We start from the raw sequence: 11,220 nt of genomic DNA, 5'->3' as shown, positions 1-11,220 counted from the left end.
AACCGAGATTTAAAGCATTTACCGTGACCTCTCCATCCAAGCCCCTTGATTTAGCTGCCCTTGACCAATCCACCGGGGGCGCATTCAATGCCGCCACCTCGGGCGAGCGAAGCGCACGTTTGCGTGAGTGGCTCGCCACTGAACCTTCTGCCGACCTCTTGGCCGAGGTTTACCGTGAAATGTCTTCGCGTGACAAAGGCGCAGCCAAGGTGCTCAAGGAAAAACTCGACGAGCTCAAACGCATGTTGGGTCAAGACGCATTGGCCAGCGATTGGGCCCAAAAAGCCGAGCAATTGTTGCAAGCACCGCGCCTGAACATTGGCGATGCCATGGCCTGGCAACGCGATGCGGCCAAAGCCGGTGCGCCGCTCTCGCGCGAACCCTTGTCCAGCTTGAAGATTCGCTTGGCCGAAGTGGTCAAAGGCGTGGAAGACTTGCAGCACCAAGTGATGGTGCAGCGTGAATCTGCGGTGCTCTTGGCCCAGCGCATCGAAGTACTTTCGACCAAGCCGATCGCAGAGGCCCATATGGCGCTCAACGGTTTGCAAAATGATGTGCAACAGTGGCAGTCACAAGCCCAGCAGCTGACGCTTAACGCTGTCTGGCCGAGCGTTGACCCCAAGTTTCCGGCTCAGTTGGACACGGCCCTGAACCAATTGCAAGCGGTTTGGCAGGGGTTTTCTGCCGCTTTGGTGTTGGCCCAAGAAGCCCAGAGCGATGCGGCTGTGGCTTTGCCCTCCGTGCCTGTTTGGGCCGAAGAAATTCGGCGATTGCGTGGGGATGTGGTCACGCAGGTGTTGGCCGCCGAACCCCACGCCGTTTCGGTCACACCAACGGCAGAAAACGCCAAAGAGGTCAAACCTGCTAAACCCAAAATGGATGCAGCGCAGCGCCAAGCTTTGCGTGAGGAAGCCGTCAAGGCCGTGACCGAAGCCCTGGAAGCACTTGAAAAACAAATCACCGAAAGTTTGGGCGCAGCCTTGCCCGAAGGCGCGGCCGCTTTGCGCGCGGTGCTCAAAACCCACGCGAAAAACCTGGACACCACCCTGGATGAGCGTCTTCACTTGGCTCTGATGGCTGCGGGTGACGGCGAAGGCTGGCAACGCTGGTTGGCCGATCAGGTCAGGCTGAGTTTGGTGACCCAGGCCGAAGGCTTGCTCGACGCCGAAAAAGTACCCACCGTGGGTGGTCGAAAGATGCAAGACAAGCTGCGCCAATTGCGTGACAGCTGGAAACAAACCGACCAAGGCGGATTGCCCAACCATGCCTTGTGGAAGCGTTTCGACGCCGCTTGCAACGAAGCCTACAAAGCGGTTTTGGCTTGGCTCGAGCAGATGAAAAAAGAGTCTGCCGACCATCGCGCCCAGCGTGTGGCGTTGATGGACGAGGTCAAAGCCTGGACGGATGCCAACGCACAGAGCGACGACTGGCGTGCCCAATTGCGGGCTTTGCATCAGTTTGCCGACCGTTGGCGCAATGCCGGTCACCTGAGCGAGAAATCCTTTGGCGAAATGCAGTCGCAGTGGAAGTCGATCTTCAAAGCCGCGGCTTCTCGTCTTGAGGCGGCCCAAAAAGCCAGCGTTGAACGTCGCCAAGCCTTGATCAACGAAGCGCGTGAGGTGGGCGCTGCGCCTGCTTTGCGTGTGGACGCGGTCAAAGCTTTGCAGCAACGCTGGCAAGTCGAAGCCCAAGCGGTTCCTTTGGACCGCAAGACCGAGCAAAAGTTGTGGGAGGTGTTCCGTGCGCCACTGGACGAGGCCTTCCAGCGCAAAGGGACAGACCGCCAAGCATTTGCAGCGCCTTTAACTGCCCGCGACCGCACGGTCCTCGATGCGTCCAAAGCGCTGGATGAGGCCAATGCCGGTGGCGATGCGGCCAAAATTCGTGCAGCCATGGCCTCACTGGATGCTGCTTTGCGCGGCCAAGCGCAAGAAATGCACGCGGCCCAATCTTCCGCATCATCCACACCCGCACCCACCGCTGCGCCTGTTGCTGATGCCGAGTCTTCGCCAAAAAACACCGCTGAAACATCGCTCGAATCAGCCCCGACTTCTGCCGTCGATGCCGCCGCCCAAGCGGATGCACCTGCTGAAGCACCAGCCCCCGCCACACCCGCCAAGCCCCCAAAACCCGTGGTGGCCGTGCGTGGCGACGACCGGCCTGGCCAAAAGAAAACAGAAGCTGCTGGGGGACGTGACGGGCGTGATGCCCGCCGTGATGGCCGGCCCGGCGAGCGGGGCGCTCGCTCGGGTGGTGACCGTTTGGGTGATCGGGGTCAGCGCGGCGCATCCGGTGAAGGTCGTGATTTCCGTGATGACCGAGGCCCCCGCTTGGGCGATGCCGCTTTCCGCGCTCAGCGTGAAGCCATGGAGCGTGCCGAAATGTCGCTGCGCAAACTGGCAGCGCAAGCCCATGGCGAAACACTCAGCCGTTTGATGACGGCTTGGCAAGACCGCCAGGCCGAGGCCCTGCCCAGCGCGCAAGAGTTGGGCAAGGCCATCAATGCAGCCACCCGCCAAGCTTGGGCCCAGGCGGTCAACACCGCCGCCCAAACACCCGCAACCACCGCTTTGTTGCGTCTGGAAATGGCCGCTGAGGTGCCCACACCAGCCGACCACCTGAACGAGCGCCGTGCTTTGCAGCTGCAATTGCTCACCCAGCGCAACCAGCCCGGCCCGAACCAAACATGGGGTCAGGATGTGGCGCAGGTCTTGTCCGGGCCGCACGAAGAAGCCACAGCGCGACGTCTGCAAAACGTGTTGAAGAACCTCTTGCGCAGCTGATCGTTAGATTGGCGTTCAATGCGCTGGTGTTGACCTATCCAAGGGGCAGATGATCAATGCGGCTCATCTCGCCCTGGCGCTCCAGCCGCATGACTTGAGCGCGCAAAGGAGGGTGGTCCAGTGACCAATCGCTCAAAACATGGCGTTGGGATGTCCCCATCGGGTGGTCGGCAGGCCGATGGGTGTGGCCGTGCACCAGCCGATCGGCATTGGCGTGGCTCAACCACAACTGGCTCATTTCGGGATCGGCATCGGCAAAGGCCATGCCCTCTTGTTTTTGGGATTCGCTGAGCGATCGCAAGCGGCGCGCAAAGGCTTGACGCTCGGCCAAAGCTTGGGCCAAAAATGATTTCTGCCATTCGGGGTCGCGGGCTTGCAGGCGGAATGCTTGGTAGGGTTTGTCGTTCAAACACAGGGCATCTCCGTGGCTGAGCAAAATGCGTTGCTCGCCAAGCGCCAGCAGAGTGGGGTCCGACAACAACCGAACGCCACAAGCCGATAGAAAATCCTTGCCCACCAGGAAATCTCGGTTGCCGGGCATGAAAGCCACCTGCAGTCGTTGGCTGGCTTGACGCAAAACGTCAGCGCAGCGTTGTAGGAATGGGTCAAGGGCTGCGGCATCGTCGCCCACCCAGACCTCGAACAAGTCACCCAGTATCAACACCGCTTGGGCGGGGGTGCTGGCCATATAGGCAAGCCAAGCCTCAAAAGTGGCCATCTCGGAAGCTTGCAAGTGCAAGTCCGAGATCAGGTCTACGGTTTGCCATGCCTCGGGCGCTGTCAGCTGGCCGATGCTCGGCGCGGTGGTGCGCGGATCAGCGGACATGGTGTGGGCTGTTACAGGGCGACGGCTTTTTCGATCACGAGGTCTTCTTTGGGCACGTCAGCGTGGCCACCTTTGCTGCCGGTTTTCACGCCTTTGATCTGGTCCACCACTTCGGTGCCCTTGACCACTTTGCCAAACACGGCATATCCCCAACCCTGTGCGGTGGGCGATGTGTGGTTCAAAAAGCCGTTGTCGGCCACGTTGATGAAAAACTGCGCAGTGGCCGAGTGCGGCGCATTGGTGCGTGCCATGGCCACGGTGTACTCTTCGTTTTTCAGGCCGTTGTTGGCTTCGTTGTCGATCGTGGCATCGGTGGGCTTTTGGGCCATGCCGGGTTCAAAACCGCCGCCTTGAACCATGAAGCCCGGGATCACACGGTGAAAAATCGTGTTGTTGTAATGGCCCTTGTTCACATAGGCCAAAAAGTTTTCGGTCGACTTGGGGGCTTTTTCTGCCTCCAGTTCGAGGGTGATGACACCGTAGCCGGTGATGTGCAGTTCGACTTGTGGGTTGCTCATGGAGTTACTTCAACAAAGTGATGGATTGAATGAGGACCGGTGTCCGAGGGACATCCGAAGGGAAAGGACCGCCCGCCCCAGTGGGGGTGGTCCTGATTTTTTGGACCACGTCCATGCCGGACGTGACTTTGCCAAAAACGGTATAGCCAAACAATTGAGGGGCATTCAAGAGTTGTGAACGAGACACTTTTTCGTAAACACGGCCTTGGTATTCAAATTTGACGACCGGATCGCCATCGGGGATGGGGGTAGGGTCCAAGAACGCGTTGTCCACCACATTGATGAAAAACTGTGAGGTGGCCGATTGCGGGTCGTTGGTGCGGGCCATGGCCAGTGTGCCTGTGGTGTTTTTGAGGCCTGCGGCCAGGGATTGCCGGCCTTCGTGTGGCACTGGAGCGCGGGTTTTCTTTTCTTTGTATTGGGCATCGTAGCCGCCCCCTTGCACCATGAAGCCTGCAATCACCCGGTGAAAAATCGTGCCGTCATAGTGCTTGTCGTTCACGTATTGCAAAAAATTGGCTACGGTTTTGGGGGCTTTGTCGGCATACAACTCGGCTTCAATGTCCCCCGCCGTGGTGCTGATCCGAACTTTGCTGACGGCACCCGTTTGGGCTTCACTGGCCAGGGGCCATGCCAATGCCAAGGGCAGGGCAAGGGCCAAAGCCCAAGTTGTCAAAAAGCGAAATGGGTTCATGGGTTTTCAATCAAGACGCAATAACGCACGAGCGATCAAGGGGCAGATGCTTTCAAAAGTTGCTCGGCCGCCAATCGTTTGTTGGCGGTCCGTGGTTGGGGCATGGATCTGTTTGCATTTTGATAGGCTTCAATGGCCAGGGCAACATACACATCACCCATGTTTTCCAGCGCGGTCGCGTAGTCAGGTCGCGCACGCACTGCGGCTTGCAAGGCCAGCAGGGCCTCGGCGTATCGGTTTTGACGGGCCAGCAGAGCGGCCAAGTTGTTGTGGGGTTCAGGCAATTCGGGGAATGACTGGGTCAGCCCTTGCAATGTGGCCATGGCCGCCGCCGCTAGGCCTTGACCCTCCTGAATGCGGCTCATCAACAAGCGCATTTGAGGGTCGGTAGGTTGGGTTTTCAAGTGCTGCTCGGCTTGGACTTGCGCTTTGGCCCATTCTTGTGCGCCAAGCAAGCGGTTTACATCGCTGTAAACATCTGCGTGGCTGTTTGCACCAAAGAGTGCGAAGCAACACATCACGAGAAATGGAATGAGTGGGTGCATGCGCGGAAATAGGAAGCCATCAGGGCCACCAAGAACTGGGAGCAGGGCCCCTGTCGGGGATATACTGAATGTCATTGTAGCGGAGGCCTTGTCGCCGCACCGCTGCCCCGAGACCTGTTGCCCACGTGTAAGGCGACTGAATTTAAACTGAATTTCCCGCACCTCCCTTTCCCGACCCGGAGCCGATCCGGCTTGTTTTTGTGGGGTGTTTGTGTTTCGAAATACCTTGATTTGAGATGAGTCTGCGCATATTCAACACGCTGAGCCGTGCAGTTTCTGAGTTTTCGCCTGCTGAACCTGGCCATGTGCGCATGTACGTCTGTGGCATGACGGTGTATGACCTGTGCCATTTGGGCCATGCCCGTTCGATGATCGCTTTTGATGTGGTTCAACGCTGGCTCAAAGCCAGTGCTTACCAAGTCACTTATGTCCGCAACGTGACCGACATCGATGACAAGATCATCAAGCGCGCACTCGACAACGGCGAAACCATCCGCCACCTGACCGACCGCATGATCGATGCTTTGCACCAGGATGCCGATGCCCTGGGCATTGAGCGACCTCAGCACGAGCCTCGGGCCACCGACTACATACCCCAGATGCTCCGCATGATCGGCACGCTGGAGCAAAAAGGCTTGGCTTACCGTGCGGGCAACGGTGATGTCAACTATTCTGTGCGCAAGTTTGCGGGTTATGGCAAGTTATCGGGCAAGTCGCTCGACGAATTGAATGCGGGTGAACGCGTGGCCGTGGAGACGGACAAGCAAGACCCTCTCGATTTCGTGCTCTGGAAAAGCGCCAAGCCCGCCGAGCCTGAAGATGTGAAATGGGACAGTCCGTTTGGCACGGGCCGTCCCGGTTGGCACATCGAGTGCTCGGCCATGGCGTGCGAACTGCTGGGCCAGACTTTTGACATCCACGGTGGCGGGGCCGATCTGCAGTTTCCGCACCATGAAAACGAAATCGCCCAAAGCGAAGGGGCCAACGGTCAGCCTTTGGCACGTTTTTGGATGCACAACGGCTTTATCAATGTGGACAACGAGAAGATGTCCAAGAGCCTGGGCAATTTTTTCACCATCCGTGATGTGTTGAAAGAATTCGACGCCGAGACGGTGCGTTTTTTCATCGTGCGCAGCCATTACCGCAGTTCGCTCAATTACAGCGACGTGCACCTGAACGATGCCAAAGGTGCATTGAAGCGCCTTTACACCGCCTTGCAAGCCGTGCCGCCGGGCGACTTGAGTCTCGACTGGAACGAGCCCATGGCCGCTCGTTTCAAGGCGGCCATGGACGAAGACTTTGGCACGCCCGAGGCTGTAGCCGTGCTGTTTGAACTGGCGGGCGAGGTCAACCGCACGGGCTCTGCCGAACGTTCGGGCCTGCTCAAGGCCCTGGGCGGTGTGTTGGGATTGTTACAAACCGACCCCACCGTGTACCTGCAAGCGGGGGCGGGGTTGGACGAACCGGCCATTCAGGCGCTTATTCAGGCCCGTGCCGACGCCAAAAAGGCCAAAAACTTTGCCGAAGCCGACCGCATCCGCAACGACTTGCTCGCTCAAGGCATTGTCTTGAAAGACTCGGCTGCAGGCACGATTTGGGAGGCTTCGCCATGAACGCCGCAACATCTGCCGTGATCCCCGTGACGCCCGAGTATTGGGCCGAGGCCTGTGCGCACTTGGTCAAAAAAGACCGGGTCATGAAAAAGCTCATTCCCCAGTTTGGCAACGCCATCCTGGAAACTCGGGGCGATGCTTTTGTGACCTTGGCCCGCTCGATCGTGGGCCAACAAATCTCGGTCAAGGCGGCGCAGTCGGTCTGGGACCGGTTTTCGTTGTTGACCAAGCGCCTGACACCTGCTGGCGTGCTCAAACTCAAGGTGGACGACATGCGCGCAGCGGGTTTGTCGGCCCGCAAGGTGGAATACCTGGTGGACCTGGCCATGCACTTCAGCTCGGGCAGTGTGCACTTCAAGGCTTGGCAAGCAATGGACGACGAGGCCATCATCGATGAACTGGTTGCCATTCGGGGCATTGGCCGTTGGACGGCCGAGATGTTCCTGATCTTTCACCTTTTGCGGCCCAATGTGCTGCCACTGGACGATGTGGGCTTGATCAATGGCATCAGCCGCAATTATTTTTCGGGCGAGCCGGTCAGCCGCAGCGACGCCCGTGAGGTGGCCCAAGCCTGGAGCCCCTACGCCACCGTGGCGACTTGGTATATTTGGCGCTCGCTGGACCCCGTGCCCGTGGCGTATTGAGGGTGGACCCAGGCGTTCACCCGATCTTGAACAGAGGAGTAAAACTTGGCCAAAAAAACATTTCTCGATTTTGAGCAACCCGTTGCCGAACTCGAAGCCAAGATCGAAGAGTTGCGCTACGTGCAAACCGAATCGGCGGTGGACATCACCCTCGAAATCGAGCAGCTGAGCAAGAAAAGCCTGCAACTGACCAAAGACATTTACAGCGATCTGACCCCTTGGCAGATCACCAAAATCGCCCGTCACCCTGAGCGGCCTTACACACTCGATTACATCCACGGCATCTTCACCGACTTTGTCGAGATGCACGGCGACCGCCATTTCGCTGATGATTTGTCCATCGTGGGTGGCTTGGCCCGGTTCAATGGTCAAGCTTGCATGGTGCTGGGCCAACAAAAAGGGCGCGACACCAAAGAGCGCACCTTGCGCAACTTTGGCATGAGCAAGCCCGAGGGCTACCGCAAAGCGCTGCGCCTCATGAAGACCGCCGAGAAATTCAAGTTGCCGGTGTTCACTTTTGTCGATACGCCCGGCGCTTACCCCGGCATTGACGCCGAAGAGCGCGGCCAGTCCGAAGCCATTGGCCGCAACATCTTCGAGATGGCCCAACTGGAGGTGCCCATCATCACCACCATCATTGGTGAAGGCGGCTCGGGTGGCGCATTGGCCATCTCGGTGGCCGACCAGGTGCTCATGTTGCAGTACTCGGTGTACTCGGTCATCAGCCCCGAAGGTTGTGCCTCGATTTTGTGGAAAACCAGTGAAAAAGCCGAGTTGGCTGCCGACGCCTTGGGCATCACGGCGCACCGCCTGAAAGCCTTGAACCTGGTCGACAAGATCGTCAACGAACCCGTTGGTGGTGCACACCGTGACACTGACCAAATGGTGTCTTTTCTCAAGCGTGCCTTGGGCGATGCTTGGCGCCAAGTGGCTGACCTCAAGCCCAAGGATCTGCTGGAGCGCCGTTATGAACGCCTGAACAGTTACGGGCGCTTCACCGACACCAAAGCAGGCAAATAAACCAGCAGGTGGGCCATCAGGCTTCACACATGGCCCTGAAATCTTGGATGCCCCTTGAACAGGCCCTGGCTGAATTCAGCCCGGGCCTTCCTTTTGTCGTGGCTTTCAGTGGCGGCGCCGATTCCACAGCATTGTTGTTGGCCTGTGCCCAACGCTGGCCGGGGCAGGTGAGGGCGGTGCACATCCATCACGGTTTGCAAGCGGCTGCCGACAATTTCGAAGCGCATTGCCGCGACCTGTGCTTGCAACGGGGCTTGCCTCTCGCTGTTCGTCGTGTGCAGGCTGGCCAAGCACCCGGTCAAAGCCCCGAAGACGCGGCCCGGCTTGCCCGTTACCAGGCGCTGGCCGAAGCGGTGCAACACGAATGGCCCGAGGTGCGTGATGTGGTTTTGGCCCAGCATGCGGACGACCAAATTGAAACCTTGCTCATCGCCTTGTCGCGCGGCGCTGGCCTGCCCGGTCTGGCCAGCATGCCCGCGCACTGGCAGCGGCAAGGCTTGAGTTGGCACCGGCCCTTGCTCGGGGTGCCGGGGGCAGCATTGCGCGAATGGTTGCAAAGCACAGGACAAAGCTGGATCGAAGACCCCAGCAACACAGACGAACGCTTCACCCGCAACCGTATCCGTGCCCGTGTCTTGCCCGCCTTAGCTGAGGCCTTGCCCGCATTTCGTGAGACGTTTGCCCGCAGCGCCGCCCATGCGGCCCAAGCCCAAGAAGTCTTGGATGAAGTGGCAGCGCAAGACCTGGCGCAAGTAGGTGTGCCGCCCCGTATTCAGGCTTTGCAGCAACTCAGCCGAGCCCGACAAGCGCTGGTCTTGCGGCATTGGCTTCGTCAACACCACGCCACCACGCCCAGCACCGCGCAACTGCATGAACTGCTGGACCAGTTGGCCGCTTGCACCACCCGCGGCCATCGGTTGCATTTGAAAGTGGGACAAGGTTTTATGGCGCGTGAGGCCCAGCATTTGGCTTGGCACAGCGTTTGACCCTGATTCAAGGTCACACGCCGATTGGTCGGCTGGCAGCCCGGGCTCAGACGGGTCAAGAAAGTGTCAGGCCCGTGGTTACAATCGAGGGTTTTTCCGGGGCTGGCAACAAGATCACTTGACGCTGGATGGCCGGTTTCTTCTTCATTTGAACAGTACACATGGCATTGATCGTTCACAAATACGGCGGCACCTCCATGGGCTCGACAGAGCGCATCCGCAATGTCGCCAAGCGCGTGGCCAAATGGGCGCGTGCCGGCCACCAAATTGTCGTGGTCCCCAGCGCCATGAGTGGCGAAACCAACCGCTTGTTGGGCTTGGCCAAAGAGTTGGCACCGGCCAAACCGGGCAACGATTACAGCCGCGAGCTGGACATGCTGGCGTCCACAGGCGAGCAAGCTTCGTCGGCCTTGCTGGCCATTGCCTTGCAATCCGAAGGTCAGCCATCGGTCAGCTACGCCGGATGGCAAGTGGCGATCAAAACCAACAACGCTTACACGAAAGCCCGCATCGAGTCGATTGATGATTCACGCGTGAAGGCCGATTTGAACGAGGGCAAGGTGGTCATCATCACCGGCTTCCAGGGCGTGGATGACCACGGCAACATCACCACTTTGGGCCGTGGCGGCTCTGACACCTCGGCCGTGGCCGTGGCTGCTGCACTCAAAGCGGCCGAATGTCTGATCTACACCGACGTGGACGGTGTTTACACCACCGATCCGCGGGTTGTACCGGAAGCCCGTCGATTGCACACTGTGAGCTTTGAAGAAATGCTGGAGATGGCCTCGCTGGGCTCCAAAGTTCTGCAAATCCGCTCGGTCGAGTTTGCCGGCAAATACAAAGTCCCCATGCGCGTGCTGTCGAGCTTCACGCCCTGGGACATCGACATCCACGAAGAAGCCGCATCTGGCACCCTGATCACTTTTGAGGAAGACGAACAAATGGAACAAGCCGTTGTTTCCGGCATCGCATTCAACCGCGACGAAGCCAAAATCTCCGTGTTGGGTGTGCCCGACAAGCCCGGCATTGCCTACCAAATTCTGGGCGCTGTGGCCGATGCCAATATCGAAGTGGACGTGATCATCCAGAACCTGAGCAAAGACGGCAAAACCGACTTCAGCTTCACGGTGCACCGCAACGACTACGCCAAAACCATCGACCTGCTCAAGGAAAAAGTGCTGCCCTCATTGGGTGCAGCAGAAGTTTTGGGCGACGCCAAGATTTGCAAAGTGTCGATTGTGGGCATCGGCATGCGCAGCCATGTGGGTGTCGCCAGCAAGATGTTCCGCTGCTTGAGCGAAGAGGGCATCAACATCCAGATGATCTCCACCTCCGAAATCAAGACCTCGGTCGTGATCGATGAAAAATACATGGAGTTGGCCGTGCGTGCTCTGCACAAGGCCTTCGATCTGGACCAAGCCTCAGTTATAATTTGACCCACTGGAAACGTGACCGAGTGGCCGAAGGTGCTCCCCTGCTAAGGGAGTATGGGGTGTAGAGCCTCATCGAGGGTTCGAATCCCTCCGTTTCCGCCAGTACAAAGACCTCAAACCTGCTCAGCAGGCCTTGAGGCAGCCTCAGGCCCCGCACC

10 protein-coding genes and 1 tRNA gene are annotated in these 11,220 nt (G+C 58.7%); 7 read left to right on the top strand and 4 right to left on the bottom strand.

Annotated elements, in window-relative coordinates:
- The first annotated feature begins 23 nt into the window (after positions 1 to 23).
- Positions 24 to 2,783, top strand: a complete 2,760-nt coding sequence (locus tag Q0O19_RS12340) for a DUF349 domain-containing protein (RefSeq protein WP_295523417.1) — start codon at positions 24 to 26, stop codon at positions 2,781 to 2,783.
- Positions 2,784 to 2,817: 34 nt separating this feature from the next.
- On the opposite strand, the gene Q0O19_RS12335 is transcribed toward Q0O19_RS12340, so the two are convergent.
- The 4 genes from Q0O19_RS12335 to Q0O19_RS12320 are packed head-to-tail and all read right to left on the bottom strand — an operon-like array spanning position 2,818 to position 5,276.
- Entirely contained in the window at positions 2,818 to 3,609 is a 792-nt protein-coding gene (locus Q0O19_RS12335) for a UDP-2,3-diacylglucosamine diphosphatase (protein ID WP_295523415.1), read from the bottom strand.
- An 11-nt stretch (positions 3,610 to 3,620) separates the two neighbouring features.
- Positions 3,621 to 4,127 carry a peptidylprolyl isomerase gene (locus tag Q0O19_RS12330; RefSeq protein WP_295523414.1) on the bottom strand — a complete coding sequence of 169 codons (507 nt, stop codon included), beginning with the start codon at positions 4,125 to 4,127 and terminating at the stop codon, positions 3,621 to 3,623.
- A 4-nt stretch (positions 4,128 to 4,131) separates the two neighbouring features.
- On the bottom strand, positions 4,132 to 4,821 hold the full coding sequence (locus tag Q0O19_RS12325) for a peptidylprolyl isomerase (RefSeq protein WP_295523412.1): 690 nt from the start codon (positions 4,819 to 4,821) through the stop codon (positions 4,132 to 4,134).
- A 35-nt stretch (positions 4,822 to 4,856) separates the two neighbouring features.
- Positions 4,857 to 5,276, bottom strand: a complete 420-nt coding sequence (locus Q0O19_RS12320) for a tetratricopeptide repeat protein (protein ID WP_295523410.1) — start codon at positions 5,274 to 5,276, stop codon at positions 4,857 to 4,859.
- Positions 5,277 to 5,602: 326 nt separating this feature from the next.
- On the opposite strand from Q0O19_RS12320, the gene cysS reads away from it, so the two are divergent.
- From cysS to Q0O19_RS12290, 6 genes are all read left to right on the top strand, one after another.
- The gene (gene cysS, locus Q0O19_RS12315; RefSeq protein WP_295523407.1) at positions 5,603 to 6,979 is read left to right on the top strand and encodes a cysteine--tRNA ligase; all 1,377 of its coding nucleotides are present in this window, start codon (positions 5,603 to 5,605) and stop codon (positions 6,977 to 6,979) included.
- A complete protein-coding gene (locus Q0O19_RS12310) occupies positions 6,976 to 7,623 on the top strand; it encodes a DNA-3-methyladenine glycosylase 2 family protein (protein ID WP_295523405.1) in 648 nt (215 codons plus the stop codon). The genes cysS and Q0O19_RS12310 overlap by 4 nt, the downstream gene beginning before the upstream one ends.
- A gap of 45 nt (positions 7,624 to 7,668) precedes the next feature.
- Positions 7,669 to 8,643, top strand: a complete 975-nt coding sequence (locus tag Q0O19_RS12305) for an acetyl-CoA carboxylase carboxyltransferase subunit alpha (RefSeq protein WP_295523403.1) — start codon at positions 7,669 to 7,671, stop codon at positions 8,641 to 8,643.
- 29 nt (positions 8,644 to 8,672) lie between these two features.
- A complete protein-coding gene (gene tilS, locus Q0O19_RS12300; protein ID WP_295523401.1) occupies positions 8,673 to 9,629 on the top strand; it encodes a tRNA lysidine(34) synthetase TilS in 957 nt (318 codons plus the stop codon).
- Positions 9,630 to 9,790: 161 nt separating this feature from the next.
- Positions 9,791 to 11,065 carry an aspartate kinase gene (locus Q0O19_RS12295; protein WP_295523399.1) on the top strand — a complete coding sequence of 425 codons (1,275 nt, stop codon included), beginning with the start codon at positions 9,791 to 9,793 and terminating at the stop codon, positions 11,063 to 11,065.
- Between the two features lie 6 nt (positions 11,066 to 11,071).
- Positions 11,072 to 11,164: transfer RNA gene (locus Q0O19_RS12290), tRNA-Ser, on the top strand.
- Positions 11,165 to 11,220: the final 56 nt, after the last annotated feature.

It is taken from the genome of Limnohabitans sp. Rim8, from assembly GCF_945869175.1.
In the GTDB taxonomy this organism is placed as follows: domain Bacteria; phylum Pseudomonadota; class Gammaproteobacteria; order Burkholderiales; family Burkholderiaceae_C; genus Limnohabitans_A.
The sequence above is the reverse complement of the archived record's forward strand: the minus strand, read 5'-3'. Positions and strand labels throughout refer to the sequence as shown.